The sequence below is a fragment of the Paenibacillus paridis genome (assembly GCF_006345825.1).
In the GTDB taxonomy this organism is placed as follows: domain Bacteria; phylum Bacillota; class Bacilli; order Paenibacillales; family Paenibacillaceae; genus Pristimantibacillus; species Pristimantibacillus paridis.
The window spans coordinates 416,036-431,294 of sequence record NZ_VCIX01000092.1 but is presented as its reverse complement, the minus strand read 5'-3'; the positions used below and the strand labels follow the sequence as shown (position 1 = coordinate 431,294).

Genomic DNA, 15,259 nt, shown 5'->3' with positions numbered 1-15,259 from the left:
AAAAAAGCGGCTGCCAGGAACGTAAACAATAGTCCTAGGCCGCCGCTATTTTTAAATTGAAATTATAGATTTATTTCTGAAACCAGAATTTCTTTTTCCATAATAAAATCATCCATAACGAATCCATTCCCGATATCCGCCATTTGTTCTCTTACGGTCTGGAAACCTTTTTTCTCATACACCTTAATCGTAGATGTGTTATAACGATTGACCGTCAACCAAATATGACTTAAATTCCGGTCTTTGCACAGCTGCTCAAGGAATGCCGACGCTTGGCTCGCATAACCTTGTCCTCGGTGCTCCTTGCTTATATAAAACTTGCTCAGAAATAGCTTATTCTCTTCTTGTTTTACCGACAAATACCCAACCACAGATTCATTATTATGGATAAAGTAATATTCGTAACCTTGATGATGGATTTGATCCGCTATCGCTGAAACCGATTGGAATTTGCCAATCATATATTCAATCTGTTCAATGGTAATAATCGATACATAGTATTCGCGCCATATTTCTGCCGCTAATTGAGCAACCTCAGCCATTTCTTCCGTTGTATTTATCTGTGGAAATCTCATCTTCATAACTTGTAAACACCTTTCTTTCTCATTCCTGCTTCTGATAGAATATCATAAATTTCAGCACAAGACTTACTCCCTATGCGCAAAGCAAAAGGCAACGGATCAGTCTGATCGGTTGCCTTTGCTAATCGATATCCTTCAATCCAACACTTAATCCTTGCTCTCCATACTGGCATAAGTATATTTCAAATCATCACTAATGATTAAAGCATTTAACTGATATCCGAATTTGATGCCGCCATCTATGCCGATCAATTGTTTCCCGAACCAAGGATGAAATTCTTTCGAATGATGCAGCTTAGCCGTTACTTCATGTCCAAATACAATCTTTTTAAAGATTGGCAATATCCCGTCATGGGCATGAAATTCACCCCTAATCCAGCGAAAATCCTTGGTAGACGTGTGGCTCCAATGCGATAATTTAGGATCGATGCCAGCATGCACATAGATATGATGATCATCCTCTATGAAATACTTTAAATTTCGAAGGAAATGAACTTCTTGCGCATATTTCTGCTTTATAAAAATTCGTGCCCTCTCATCATCAGACTCCTCTTCATACCAAGGACAGAATGAACGAATCGTTTGCCTCCCTCCATTCCGTGCGGTTGAGTATGGAGAAAAGATATAATCCCGATCATCCAGCCAATTTAAAAACATATCGTCATGGTTGCCGCCAATTGCCTTTACCCCGCTTAGTTTAGCCAATGCTCTTATATGCTGCACCACTTTTAGAGACGATGGCCCGCCATCTACATAGTCACCCAGCAAAACAAGCCGATCATGGATAGCGTTATACTGAACCAGATGGAGTAATGCCTTAAACGTCTCATAATACCCATGAATATCTGATATAACAATGGTTCTTCTCATCCTAATCCATTGACCTCCCGATCAGCTCAACCACTTCCCCCTCAATTGACACTGAGCTTTATGATACCATGCTAGTACCATCATACGTTGAAAGTCAATTCATTCGCTTAAGTTATCTTAATGTCCGAAACGGAGCAGCCGGCAGACCCTCCGCACCCATCAGGTTTGCGTTGGTGACATTTGCCCACCCATATCGTACGAACCGCGGCAGGCCAACTTGATCGCATTGGACCCTTACTGTACTCCCATGAATTTCAGCCTCTGCTGGCAGGAACTTTCCTTCCTCAGCAGCTACCTCAAAACCAGCTAATCGATTCCCTTCGCGAATCATTAGCCCTGTTTCTGCATGATCAAAATGCACCACAGCATGGCCATCCTCAATGGTAATCTCACGATAAACAGGTCCGGAGCTCTTAACCGCTCTGCCGTATACTTTATCTAAGGCGAGCAAAGCTAAACGCTCGCCGACCGGCTTCTTGTCCACGGGATGAATGTCTTCCGGCTCCCCGCAATCCAATAATACAGCCATTGCCGTGAACGGAACACGATCGGCCGTTAGCTGCTGTGCCTCTCTGAGCAGAGGCCACTCTTCCCCAAAGGGATTATTATTGTCGAAAATCGGAAGTTGCACAAATAAAAACGGAAGCTCTGGATCCTTCCATTGTCTGCGCCACTCTAGGATAAGAACCTCTAGCAAGTGACTGTACATTTCCGAACGATTGACATCACTTTCGCCCTGATAATAAATCACGCCTTTGATCGCATAACCAAAGACTTTGCACAGCATCGTTTCATATAAACCACAAGGACGCATAAAGCTGTGCGGACTGTATGGCGGCGGCCATGGATAAGCCCCAAGTTCATCCCCTTTATATCCTTCTTTGGTTTTGCGATTATATTGGTCGACATCCTCATTATATTTTCTAGTTGCTTGCTCAAATTGCTGCCAATCAAAGCCTTGCATTTCCTGAGCAAATTCCTTGGTATAGATGGAAAGCTCCTCATCTGCTTCTAATACTTCTTCCGACACCCAGCAAGAAGCGGAGGTTCCGCCCCAATTGCAGCCGATAATCCCGATGGGCACTTGCTCTGAATCGATCAGCCCTCTCGCATAATAATAGGCGACCGCAGAAATGTCCCCTGCCGTTTCTGGCGTACATGTTTTCCATAGGCTTGGCAGATGAACGCCTTCTTGCTCATAAGCTAGCTTGGGCACCTCATAATAACGCAATAAAGGCATATTCGCAGCAGCTATCGCCTGTTCAGCTTGATCGCTACTTTTCAAAGGCCACTCCATATTGGATTGTCCGCCTGCCAGCCAAACGTCTCCAAAAACAACATCCACCAGCGTAATCGTGCTTCCAGCCGTATCCACGACCAACTCACACGCTTCTCCAACTCCCATAGCTGGAAAAGTTACACTCCATTGGCCTTCACGCACCTCTGCACATCCGCTTACACCGCGACAAGTCACGGTTACTTGATCTCCATCTGTCCCGGTTCCCCAGACTAAAAAACTTTTATCCCGTTGAATAACCATATGATCATTAAAAAGTGGATCCAGCCGAAGCGGCTTGCTCATGACCTAACACTCTCCCCTACTCTAATTTAACCGATAGCGCTTTCATTTTAGCTCAGCTTCCCATAAAAGCAGCTGAGCAGTAATCATTTCACAATATAACAATTGTAGACTAGACTGGTTGTTTTTTCTATGGAATAGCTACTGTTTATTGGCACCTTTTTAGCCGCTAACAAAAAATCCCCTCAAAGCGTCACTCGAACCTCCATAAACGCATGAAGATTTTTGAGTACTGGCTTGAAGGGGATCGTATCCACTTTGTGGCTTTGGATCTTTATTGTCATTCGTCAAGTCACTGCCATTATAACAATGGGGCACCTATGGAGTAAGCGACAATCATCAACAGCAGAACCGTAATATGGTTCAATGAGAAGATGAACATCGATCGAGCCCATTTGCCTTCTTGTTTCCGACGATATCCGTTAATGCTCAAGATTAACCATCCCAAGCTCAATAGAGCATTCGCCACGGCGATATACGGATTAAAAGACCAGAACAAGAAGCTGCACAAGAACAAGGCAACCAGATACACGTTCATCTGCAGGTACGTTCTCCGAATTCCCTTAACGACCGGCAGCATCGGGATGTTAGCCGCCCGATATTCCTCCATACGGCGAATGGCTATCGCGTAAAAATGCGGCATCTGCCAAATGACCATTAACAGGAACAATGCAATGGCGCCTGAATGCAAAACGTCAGGGGAGATTGCAGCCCAACCGATCAGCGGGGGCATTGCACCTGATAAGCTTCCTACCTCCGTATTATATATGGTTTTACGTTTCGTCCACATCGTATAAGGCACGACATAAAGGAAAAGCCCTAAAAATCCAAAGAGAGCAGAAAGCGGAGAAGCAATAAACAAAGCGAAAAGTCCGCCAAACGCGATCCAGATCCCCATGAATAGCCCGCTCCTGAGATCAACGATTCCGGATACCGTCGGCCTATTTTTTGTCCGGTCCATCTTGCTGTCGATATCGCGATCGTATAAATTATTGAAGATGCCGGCTGCACCGATTACCATGGCAGATCCAATCAAAGCCAACACAATATTGCCGATCTTATCGAAGAAAGATATGCCATGAACGAACATCGCCATGCTAAACCCTGCGATCATCGCGATGAGATTCGACTTAATAATACCAATCTTTATCGTTTCGAAAAGTACCTTCGTGACCGAGGTGGGAATTCGTTCGATACTAATCGTATTGCTATAGTTTTGCATGACGGTGGCACTTCCTCTCCGTAATTTCACTTCTATAGGTTACCATATAGCAGCATTTATATGCCGTTCCTCAGCAAACCCTCATCATTTTGTCAAAAATCTATGTCGCTTTCGTGAATAATCCAGTTGCGAGTCCAGATCACTTCTTGCTAGCCTCTCATAAATGCTGTTTGATGGAAAACTCTCCGCTACATCTTAAATAACAACACTATACCTTAAATATAGTACCTATATTAGCGATTTGAAAGCGGATACAATAATGTTGGCTACACATACTCACGGGGTTCCCGTAGCTGATGAGTAAGACAAACTTTATACAACGATTGTGAAGGGGGAATTTTTTTGAAAAAGAAGTTGGCATTAACGTTGGCGATCTGCCTGTGTTTCTCGCTGCTGACAAGCATCGGTCAGCTAACAACGGTATCCGCATCGACAGAATACGCAGAAATTAGCACGGTTTCGGGCGATGTCTACTACGGCGATTTCGTCTGGGGCAGCTGGTATTTTGATTGGAACGAAAATATGGCTAAAAAACTGGTCAATGGGAACCTTCAAGCTGAGGGTCACAACTCCCCACTTGCGACAGGACAAGTCTACACGCATGGAGATTTAATCATGATTGGTTTGGATCAGGAGGAAACCTTCAAGAAAATACAACTAAAATCAACTGCTAACGGAGAAATGCCTTATCGCTTCAGGTTGGAATATTCCACTACGGCTTTGTCTTCGCCTCCTGATGTTCCTCAGTCTAAACGTACGATTGGTGAGTATACAGACTATAGCCTATCAGGGGATACGATTACGATTGAACTAGAAGAATCTATCACCGCGCGCAGCATATGGCTTCAAGCCTTGACGAACGGGGCTGATCAAGAGCCCGGCGCAACACCATGGTCCGTATCGGAAATACATTTGTATAAGGAGAATTTAAATATCGTGCCCCATGTACCTATTGATTTGAAGACGGTGGATAGTCAAGAACACTCCCTCTCGTTCCAATGGTCGGCTCAAAACAACAATTACACCCATTTTGATATCTACCGTTCTGACGTAGAAGACGGAGAATATTTGAAAATAGGCTCGACTACGGGGGCCACCCAATTTACAGATCATGAATTAATGCAAGACGTAACGTATTACTACAAAATCAAAGCAGTCAACTCAATAGGCGAATCCGAGTTTAGTGACGTACTGTCGATGAAAACCAAACTGGCCGTTGCCGATCTGATCATTAACGAAGCCGATGATATCATTTCGCTTTCATGGTCAGCAGTGGATAGCGCCTCCGGCTATGAAATCTATCGGGCGACAGGAAAATATAGCCACTATACGTTAATTGGGAATTCAGAAACCCCATCGTTTAACGATCCCGTTGCCGGGGAAAAATACCGTTACTATTACAAGGTTCGTTTTGTCAAAGAGAATGGCGATAGATCGGATTTTTCCGAGGATGTCTCGTTGGAAGGGAAGCTTTTTGGCGATACGATGACCATCTATAGCCAGACAGACGATCAGGCAATGATTAATCGCATGACAGCCGAAACGGCTGCCAAAATGAAACCGATGGCTTTGGCTGAATTTAACACTGATCGGTACGCTTACTTATTTAAACCGGGGAACTATAATATTGATCCCATCGATGTCGGCTATTATACGTCTGTTTATGGTCTGGGCGCTACCCCTCTTGAAACCATTGTTCCGAAGATTCAAGTAGCTGCTTCGGAATATAACTCATTGACGAATTTTTGGCGCTCCGTCGAGAACATCGGGATTAACGCGGGGAACCCTGCCAACGAAGTGATGTGGGCGGCATCACAGGCAGCACCCGCTAGAAGGCTTTATGTAAATGGGAAATTGCAATTTGACGATAACCAAAAGTATGCTAGCGGCGGATTCTTGGCAGACAGCTTTATTACGGGCCAGACGGGTTCTTTTTCCCAGCAACAATATTTCCTTCGGAATAATACGATGACCGAGAGCTGGTTCGGAGGGGTTTGGAATATGCTCTTTGTAGGCGTGGAAAACGCTCCAACCGAATCAACCGACTGGCATACGACTTCTTATGCCTCCTATACCGTTGAAAATCAAACGCCGGTCGTTAGAGAAAAGCCGTTTCTCTATATGAACAGCAATAACGGCGAGTATGAAGTGTTCGTTCCAGGCATCCGAAAAAATTCAACTGGCGTGTCTTGGTCGGAAGGCAATCCTGGCGTTGGTACATCGATATCCATCGATGATTTCTATGTATTAAGAGCAGACGTGGATACGGCAGATACGATTAACGCAGCGCTATCTCAAGGCAAACATCTGCTTCTAACGCCAGGAATATACAAGATCGATAAACCGCTTCAAGTAAACAAAGCGAATACGGTTGTTTTAGGAATAGGAATGGCGACAATCGTCCCGACAAGCGGAAACGACGCCATCCAGATTGCCGATGTAGATGGCGTTACGCTGGCAGGCATATTAATCGATGCAGGTGAAGCCGGTTCCGAGCATTTGCTTCAAGTCGGACCGGAAGATGCATCAGCAGACCATAGCGCAAATCCGACGCTTTTGGCGGATGTATTTACTCGCATTGGAGGAGCCGTTGACGGCAAAGCGGAGGTTTCCGTTGAAATTAACAGCAGTGATGTAATCGGCGACCACTTCTGGCTGTGGCGTGCCGATCATGGAATGAATTCAAACAGCACGGGGTGGACAAAAAACGTTGCTAAAAATGGCGTCATCGTGAACGGGGACGACGTGACGATCTACGGGCTGTTTGTAGAACATTTTCAGGAATACCAGACTCTATGGAACGGCGAGAATGGAAAAACCTATTTTTATCAGAGCGAAATTCCATATGACCCGCCATCTCAAGCTGATTATATGAGCCAGGACGGCACAGTTAAAGGCTTTGCATCCTATAAGGTCTCTGACCATGTCAAATCTCATTATGCGGTAGCGCTAGGCGTTTATGATGTGTTCGTCAAGAACCCGGAATGGGTTGAAGTGGAAAATGCGATCGAGGTACCCGATGGTTCAACAGTAAAACATGCAGCTATCGTTTCTTTGGGAGCCAACGGGGGGACAAATCATATCATTAACGGGTTAGGCGAAGGCGTGAAGAAAGGAGAAGCACAAAAATCCGGCTATAAGCTTTACTACGTGGAACGTATGCCCGTCACCTATCACGCTTCTTATGATGGTGAAGCCGGAGCATTGAAGTTTTCTGGCAGAAATTACGATTCAACGGAGCTGAATTGGAGCAAAATTGCCATTAAAGGAACGGATAGCATTCTTGTTCTTGACTCCTCCAAGGTTAAACACCTGAATGTTGCAACCGATACGATTACCATTTCTCTGAATGACACAGCAAAGAAGCAAGCAGCTCAACTCTTTCATTATGAAAATGGAACTAAAGAAAATGGCATTGCTCTTTCGGCCGGCTATATGTCTGGTGCAAGTGAAACGATTCTTGATTTGGTCGTTAGCGGAATAACACCCGAAGTGCTTTCACCGCCAACTAACGCAAATGCTCAAATAGATGATGCAACCATCCTGGTCAATGGAAAATCGATTAACGCTGGAAAGGCGACGACTGAAACTATCAACGGAAAACAAATAACTACGATCGTTTTAAACGAAGCAGTTCTTTCAGAAAAACTTAAGGCCGGAGAAGAAGGCCTTCTCGTCTCTATACCGGTTGTAATTGACAGTGTTGTCATTGCGGGTCAACTAAGTGCAATATTGCTTAAACTAATGGAAGAAAAGCAGGCCATTTTAGAAATTAGAACCCCGCTTGCTGCATTAACCCTGCCAGCAAAGCATATCCGAATTGACGATGTTCTAGCCCGATTCAGCAGACATGCATTACTACAGGATATTAAAATTAGGCTAGAGATCGCGGTTCCTTCAACGGACATGATTCATGTTGTTGAACAAGCAGCAAAAGACGGTTCATTTAAACTGCTTGCTCCTCCACTCGATTTCCATGTGTTCGCTACGTACGGAGAGCATAAAGAGGAAATTACAACGTATAGCCGGTTTGTGGAACGATCTTTCAACATTCCAGAAGGGATCGATCCAAGCCAAATTTCAACAGGGGTCGTTGTGGAAATGAACGGATCGGTTCGTCATATCCCGACTAAGATCGCCTCTATGAACGGAAAGCTCGTCGCTGTTCTGAATAGCTTATCTAACAGTACCTACGCTTTAGTTTCAAAGCCTATAGAATTTGTTGATATGGAGAATCACTGGGCAAAAGAATCCGTAAACAATATGGGTGCCCGAATGATTATCAATGGAGAAGGCGGCAACAGGTATAACCCGAATCATACCATCACACGCGCGGAGTTTGTAGCGTTGATGGTACGAGCACTGGGCATGAAGCAATCAAGCAAAGAAACCACCTTTACGGATGTGGAAGTATCCGATTGGTACAGCAGCGCCGTTCAAACGGCTTACGAGTATAACTTGATTAACGGGTTTACTGACGGCTCCTTCCGACCGGATGACCAAATGACTCGTGAACAAGCGATGCTGATGATTCGGAAGGCAATGACCTTAACAGGGCTGAAATCCGAAGCTTCGACTGGCACTTCCCATGAGACGATTCAGCCGTTTGCCGATCAGCATGAGATTTCTGCTTGGGCAATAAGCAGCATTGCTGACGGTTTGGAGTCTGGCATTATTTCAGGAAGAACTCCTACTCTTCTCGCCCCGAAAGGCATACTTACGCGTGCCGAGACGGCAGTCCTTATCGAACGTTTTCTTCAAAGTTCAAAATTGATTTAAGATACAAAAAGATCCAATGCATTTAGAGGCATTGGATCTTTTTTTAAAAATATCACCTTGCATTCATGCCTTCAACCTAATTACCCATTAATATTCTCTTCTGGTTTCGGTATTCCATAGGACTAATCCCTTCGATGTCCTTAAACACCCGATTGAAATTTTTAGTATTTTCGAAGCCAACATTTGCAGCGATTTCATAAATTTTATCATTGGTTGTTTCCAGCAGTTGCTTTGCTTTACCAATCCGATATTTTTTAATGTAATTTACGAAGTTTTCTCCCGTATACTCCCGAAAGGCTTGACTAAAATAATAGTAATTAAAAGAAACCATGTTCGATATGATCGTCATACTAATATTTTTGTTATAATTTTCATGAATATATTGCAGTGCTTCTTTTATTTCCTTATTATCAATTTTTGCCGATTTGAGTGTTTTGATATACTCATTGACCAACATGAGAAGGCCTTCCACTTCACGATAGTAATCTTGAAAATAGGCAAAATTATATAAATTCCCTACCGCTTTATAACGTTTTAAAATATCAACAGATTCTTTGCCGTAAAGATGAAAGACATAATCAAATACAAATTCATTGAGATTTTTGCTAATCTCTTCGAGATAATGGATATCAAAGCTAACAATTTCATTGAGATCCAATACTTCATGCAGCAGCTTTATAAGTTCTTTCTCTCGGCCTGCGCCAAGCATATTCGCGATGATTTTTATCTTGCTGACCGGAACGTCAAAATCGCAGTTTCTTTCCTTAATATCTTCAAACAGCTCCATTCCTGGGGTTGATCGAAGGAATGTATATTTCATAGCGTGAGTTGCTTCCTCATAGGCAGGATGAAGGCTTTCTATGCTTAAATGGAAGCCGCTCACAGCAAGAACATAATTGAATTCAGATAATGCTAACCTATCCGTCAGGCGCTTAAATAATAGTTCGCCTTCTGTGAGGACGACCGCACGGCCGCTGCGATCGAAAAAACGGGCCATTTGAAATCCCAGTGAAGGCTTTGCTTTCTCCAATAACCCCTCCACTTGCGCTTTGAATACATTGGTCCCGAGGGCCTGCAAATCTCCCGCATATTTGATAATGATGATCCGGAAGCCGGAGTCAAGCCAATCAAGGCCAAGAGGATACAGTTTTCCCCTTATTTCCTCCGATTCCAATAAAGGGTTCGTGCAAAAATAAAACAGCTGGCTTTCCTTGTATTCTTCCAATTGCTGCGTCGAAGAAGTTAACGCTACAGATACTTCTTCCCTGCGCTGCAGTTCTTCTTCTATTCGTTCAATCGTATCGCTAAGCTCTTCCCGTAACACAGGCTTCAATAAATATTCCTTCACATCATAATGAATAGCTGCCTTTGCATATGAAAAATCGTCATAACCGCTAACAATGACGATAATAGGTTTCTTTGGACATTCCTCGAGCAGCTTAATTAACTGAATCCCATCCATCTCCGGCATGCTGATATCGGTTAGCATAATATCAATCTCCATCGTTTGCACCATTTGAAGCGCTTCAAAGCCATCAGTTGCCAATAAAATCTCGTAACTGTCTTTATACTCTCGTTCAATCATGGCTTTTAAACCAACTCGAATGTTCTTTTCATCATCAACGATAAGCAGTTTTCTCATGAAACCGTTCTCTCCTTTATTCATCATAAGGGCATCTTGATGATCACTTTGGTGTATCTCCCCTGTTCGCTCACGATACGCAATCCATTTTCATAACCGTAATACATTTGAATCCGTTGATGTACATTTCGAAGCCCAATGCCGCTGCTTACCTGTTCCATCGCCTTATCCTCTCGGATCTGCGCGGTAAATTTCACATCATCTGTGACCAGTCTTTCATGAAGCTTACGGAGTTTATCCTCCGATATCCCGATCCCGTTGTCGGATACTTCCACATAAAACGATTCTTCGAGAACGAATGCACGAATGTGTATGATGAGCATGCCTTTTTTCATAAGTTCCAAATATATGCCGTGCTTTAACGCATTCTCGACGATGGGCTGCAGCGACATTTTCAACAATTCATGATCCATATACGTATCCGGTATTTCCATCTCAAGCTGCAGTTTTCCGTCGTAACGGATATTCATGATGGAGATATAATGCTCAATATGTTTAATTTCATGCCGCATTTGAACTCGGTCATGCGTCCATTTCAAGTTGTAGCGCATAATACTTCCAAGCGAGGTTAAGGCGTCGGATATCCGATATTGACTCTCGATCTCCGCGAGCATCTTCAAATTCTCCAGCGTGTTATACAAGAAATGGGCATCAATTTGGTTGCGTAACGACTGTAGCTCCGCTTCTTTTGTAGCAGCACCCCGGTCGACTGCCTCCACAATCAGCTCGTTGATCTTCTTCAGCATTTGTCTGAAATGATGGGCCAATTCACCGACTTCATCCCCGCCTTTGACCTGGATGTCTACATTGAAGTCGCCTTTTCGCACCTTTTTCATGGAGTCGCGCAAAATATGAAGCTTCTTCAAAACCATTGACTGCATAAAGAACGTGGTAATCGCCAGAAGAATAAGCAGAACAACGACAACCAGGATGACCGTATTTCTCGTATGATCAATCTTCGAATAGGTCGCTTGCAAGGAAATGACATTAACAATATCAACATTCAGTTTGTCGATATGCCCGATTACATATAATGAATCCGATTCATCATCTGAGGATAGAAAGGAAGAGACTCCTTCTTTTTGTTGCGTTCTAACCTTTGCGATCCTATTGCTTTGCTCAAATTCGGATATTGCAGTCGTCATGTTGGTGTATAGGCGGTCTTGCTTGTCCAAAATAAAAAACCAGGATGGCCGGTCAGGCACATTAGTATATGCTCTATTGAAAAAATCCTCGATTTTCATATCTACTTTTACAATCCCCAAATAGCGGTTTGAAGGATAATTGATTTTCCTAATAAAAGAGAAATAGGAGTTTGACTGTTTGCTTTCCACAGGACTGCGATCCAACACATCTTTTTCATCGACCAATATTTTCCATGTCACATCTTCCTGTTCCTCTAACGCAGCTTTGTACCAAGATCTTTCCGTTACCCGCGCCTCTTTATAAATCACAGGCCATATTTCATTGAGGAATTGATTTCTCACAAAAAAATGGATATTAGCAATGTCTGGGTTATTGAACAACACTCGTTGAAGATAAGAATAAGAAGTTGATTCGAACTCCATTAATTCAGGGGAAGGCAGCTCTCTTTGCGTACTTGCGTATTCGAGTAATTTGTCATCGGATATCGTTAGCTGAGCTGTTCTTTCCATGATATCCATCTTGTTCAAAATCTCCTGTTTTTCGCTTTCCATCACAAATTGGTTTTCTTTTATGATATCTTTTATCGTATTTTCATAAAATTCGTTAAATAAATAATTGGAGAGAATAATGACTGGAACAAGGATAATAAGGATATATGCTCCAATCAGCTTCATTTGAATGGATAGGCTATCAAATGCATGTTTTAGCCTATCGAATAGGGTAAAAAACCGCCACATGGTTCTCATTCACCTTCCGTCCGCCGAGCCGTTATCATAACATGAAGCAGCCGGAAACCTTTCGGTTTCCGGCACTCCCTGATCACACTTATTGATTCAATTCTTTCATTTTTTCTTTGTTTTTTTCCATTTGGGCATTTTGATAAGCTTCTACTTTATCATATCCCGCAGCCTTCCGGAAATCGATGTACTCAGCAAAGATTTTATCGAATTCAACGTCCGTTTTTGCAAACATCAGCTTGGGAAGAGCCTTGCCCCACGCTTGGTTAACCTTATTTGCAATGATTCCTTCTTCGGAGGTGCCTGTCGGATTAATACCGTCATAGAGGCTGAAGCTTACCGTTTTCCCTTTCGTCCAATCCTCCACCTGTTTACCCGGCTCTACAGCCATCGGATCCCATTGCATTCTCATATTCGTATCCATCAGCATCCAATATTGATAGCTGACTCCATATTTTTTCCCAGAAGCAGCACCATCTTTATTCATTAGCTCTACAACTTCAGGCTTCAATTGGTCTTTACCGTCAATGGAATCATAGGTTACCCCTTTTTCTCCTAAAGAAGCATCCTTTTGCCCTTCTTCGCTGATCAAGTAAGACAAGAATTGCATCGCTCTTTCCTTGTCTTTTACCTTTTTAGAGATCATCGTTAGCGTCCAGCCGCCAATCCCCGGGCCGGAGAGCGTAGGCTGATCCAAATTAAGGTTTGCCGGCCCGTCTACCGCGATATATACACTATTCGGGTCTTGCTGGTACAATGTTGCATTTTGCGCTGACATATCCGTCCGTTGATAAAGCATCGCGAAATAGCGTCCTTGCGCAATTTTCTCTTCCATTTGAGGGCGTTTATCAATATAAATATCTTTGGACAAAAGGCCCAATTCGTTTGCTTTCCGGAAAGTTTTGAGCCATGTTACGTAATCAGGGTCACTCGTACGGTCATACACTTTACCGTCTTTCTCTCTTGGCAGCGCCAAGAAGTTCATGAGATGATCACCCAATGCATTGTTTCCGATATCAGTAAACTCTTGGAGTCCCAGTGGAATAAGCGGCTGTCCGTTTACCTCGGGAAACTTCTCCTTTGCTGCTTTCAGCGCGTTCAGGAAGCCTTCCGGCGTTCTCATGTCAGGGCTGCCGATTGCTTCATACATGTCTTTTTTGACAAGGAAGGTTTGGGCAGAAGTGAAGTTTTGACCATATTTCTTGAAGTCCTCGGAAGAAGAAGACGCATTGGGATAGCCGTATAAATTTCCGTCGTCATGCTTCAGCCATGCCATCTTGGCTGGATCGGCTACGTTGTAGAAGTACGGATCATATTGGTCAGCCAACTGGTTAAGCGGCAGCACCAACTCTCCTTCAATCATTTTCTTGACTGCATCGTTGGACACGTCAATCGTAATGAAGTCAGGCAGATCACCCGAGGCAATCATCGTATTCAACTTTTCGTTTTCATTGCCCGGGGGTACGATGAAATTAACGCTTACTCCCGTTTTCTTCGTAATATATTGGCTTGTCAGGTCTTCGCCCCATTTAGCCCCAAACCATGAGAAATTAATGTACCAGTCAAACTTAATTGGTTCGGTGTTCCCTTTCCAACCGGGCACATTCGGGTCTGCCTTTGAAGCATCCACATTTCCATTGACTGCATCGTTGCTGTTACTGTTGTTCTTGTTGTTGGATGAACAAGCAACGATACTGAAACATAGCAGCAAAGTAAATGCGACGAATAAGTACTTTTGAACTTTTCTCATCTTTCAATCCCCTTATCATTCGTAATTTATATATTACCATCTTGTCGTTAAACAAGAAATGTAACCGTTATCCTTTTACCGAACCAATCATCATGCCTTGTACAAAGTATTTTTGCAGAAACGGATATGCTGCTACGATTGGCATTGTGGTAATTACCATCGTCGCTAATTTTATAGATTGAGACGTGACTGTCTTGTTCACGATGCCTGCATCGGCTGCCATTTGATTGGAGCTGGATTGCGCAATGATGCGATATAGGTACGTTTGAATAGGTTGCAAATCAGGGTTGTTAATAAAAATCATACCAGCGAAGTAATCATTCCACTGAAACACGCCTTGGAACAACGCAATGGTAGCGAGCACCGGCATCGATACCGGAAGCACGACTCTTATGAAAATGACAAAATCATTGGCTCCATCAATCTTAGCCGCCTCTTCCAGAGCATCAGGGATTTCCCGAAAAAAAGTCATGAATATGATCAAGTTAAAGAAACTAAACATCGCTGGGATAATATAAACCCAAAAGCTGTCGAATAGGCCCAAGTCCCGGATCAAGAGAAAAGAAGGAATCAGCCCACCGCTGAAAAACAAGGTCATCGTGCCGATTAACAGATAAACTCGACCGCCAATTAAGTCTTTTTGGGACAAAGCATAGGCAACCATAGCGGTAAATAATACATGCGTAATCGTACCGAGCAGTGTCTTGGCTACCGTGACTCCCATGGCCGTCATAATACCCGAGTTATCGAATACCGCTTGATAATTGCCGAAGCTAAATATTCTTGGCCACCAGTATATCCCCCCTCGCATCGCATCGGTCCCCTCATTCAAGGAATTGACCAATACATACCAGATCGGATAAAGAGTCGCAAAACAAACAAAGAGCATTAGCAAGATATTGATATAATCGAATAGACGTTCACCATAGGTTTTTCGTTTTAATGAAAACATA

The 15,259-nt window shown here is 43.4% G+C and carries 9 protein-coding genes; 1 reads left to right on the top strand and 8 read right to left on the bottom strand.

Annotation, left to right across the window (positions count from 1 at the left end):
• Nucleotides 1–62: 62 nt before the first annotated feature.
• From FJQ58_RS23780 to cyoE, 4 genes are all read right to left on the bottom strand, one after another.
• Complete coding sequence (locus tag FJQ58_RS23780; RefSeq protein ID WP_139997291.1) at nucleotides 63–581, bottom strand: GNAT family N-acetyltransferase; 519 nt, start codon at nucleotides 579–581, stop codon at nucleotides 63–65.
• Between the two features lie 147 nt (nucleotides 582–728).
• A complete protein-coding gene (locus FJQ58_RS23775; RefSeq protein ID WP_139997290.1) occupies nucleotides 729–1,451 on the bottom strand; it encodes a metallophosphoesterase in 723 nt (240 codons plus the stop codon).
• A 112-nt stretch (nucleotides 1,452–1,563) separates the two neighbouring features.
• Nucleotides 1,564–3,033 (bottom strand): sialate O-acetylesterase, encoded by a 1,470-nt coding sequence (locus FJQ58_RS23770; protein ID WP_139997289.1) that lies wholly within the window; start codon nucleotides 3,031–3,033, stop codon nucleotides 1,564–1,566.
• Nucleotides 3,034–3,331: 298 nt separating this feature from the next.
• A complete protein-coding gene (gene cyoE / locus FJQ58_RS23765) occupies nucleotides 3,332–4,252 on the bottom strand; it encodes a heme o synthase (RefSeq protein ID WP_139997288.1) in 921 nt (306 codons plus the stop codon).
• Between the two features lie 342 nt (nucleotides 4,253–4,594).
• Between cyoE and FJQ58_RS23760 the strand changes: the two genes are divergently transcribed.
• Nucleotides 4,595–9,031 (top strand): S-layer homology domain-containing protein, encoded by a 4,437-nt coding sequence (locus FJQ58_RS23760; RefSeq protein ID WP_139997287.1) that lies wholly within the window; start codon nucleotides 4,595–4,597, stop codon nucleotides 9,029–9,031.
• 76 nt (nucleotides 9,032–9,107) lie between these two features.
• Here FJQ58_RS23760 and FJQ58_RS23755 read toward each other — a convergent pair whose 3' ends face one another.
• From FJQ58_RS23755 to FJQ58_RS23740, 4 genes are all read right to left on the bottom strand, one after another.
• Complete coding sequence (locus tag FJQ58_RS23755) at nucleotides 9,108–10,673, bottom strand: response regulator (RefSeq protein ID WP_162341737.1); 1,566 nt, start codon at nucleotides 10,671–10,673, stop codon at nucleotides 9,108–9,110.
• Nucleotides 10,674–10,696: 23 nt separating this feature from the next.
• Complete coding sequence (locus FJQ58_RS23750) at nucleotides 10,697–12,565, bottom strand: cache domain-containing sensor histidine kinase (protein WP_238404304.1); 1,869 nt, start codon at nucleotides 12,563–12,565, stop codon at nucleotides 10,697–10,699.
• A 79-nt stretch (nucleotides 12,566–12,644) separates the two neighbouring features.
• Nucleotides 12,645–14,306 carry an extracellular solute-binding protein gene (locus FJQ58_RS23745; RefSeq protein WP_139997285.1) on the bottom strand — a complete coding sequence of 554 codons (1,662 nt, stop codon included), beginning with the start codon at nucleotides 14,304–14,306 and terminating at the stop codon, nucleotides 12,645–12,647.
• A 67-nt stretch (nucleotides 14,307–14,373) separates the two neighbouring features.
• Entirely contained in the window at nucleotides 14,374–15,258 is an 885-nt protein-coding gene (locus FJQ58_RS23740; protein WP_139997284.1) for a carbohydrate ABC transporter permease, read from the bottom strand.
• Nucleotide 15,259 lies beyond the last annotated feature (1 nt).

Coding starts and splice junctions, on each gene's coding strand:
- FJQ58_RS23780 (WP_139997291.1), bottom strand. CDS start 581: ATGAAGATGAGATTTCCACAGATAAATACAACGGAAGAAATGGCTGAG.
- FJQ58_RS23775 (WP_139997290.1), bottom strand. CDS start 1,451: ATGAGAAGAACCATTGTTATATCAGATATTCATGGGTATTATGAGACG.
- FJQ58_RS23770 (WP_139997289.1), bottom strand. CDS start 3,033: ATGAGCAAGCCGCTTCGGCTGGATCCACTTTTTAATGATCATATGGTT.
- cyoE (WP_139997288.1), bottom strand. CDS start 4,252: ATGCAAAACTATAGCAATACGATTAGTATCGAACGAATTCCCACCTCG.
- FJQ58_RS23755 (WP_162341737.1), bottom strand. CDS start 10,673: ATGAGAAAACTGCTTATCGTTGATGATGAAAAGAACATTCGAGTTGGT.
- FJQ58_RS23750 (WP_238404304.1), bottom strand. CDS start 12,565: ATGAGAACCATGTGGCGGTTTTTTACCCTATTCGATAGGCTAAAACAT.
- FJQ58_RS23745 (WP_139997285.1), bottom strand. CDS start 14,306: ATGAGAAAAGTTCAAAAGTACTTATTCGTCGCATTTACTTTGCTGCTA.
- FJQ58_RS23740 (WP_139997284.1), bottom strand. CDS start 15,258: ATGTTTTCATTAAAACGAAAAACCTATGGTGAACGTCTATTCGATTAT.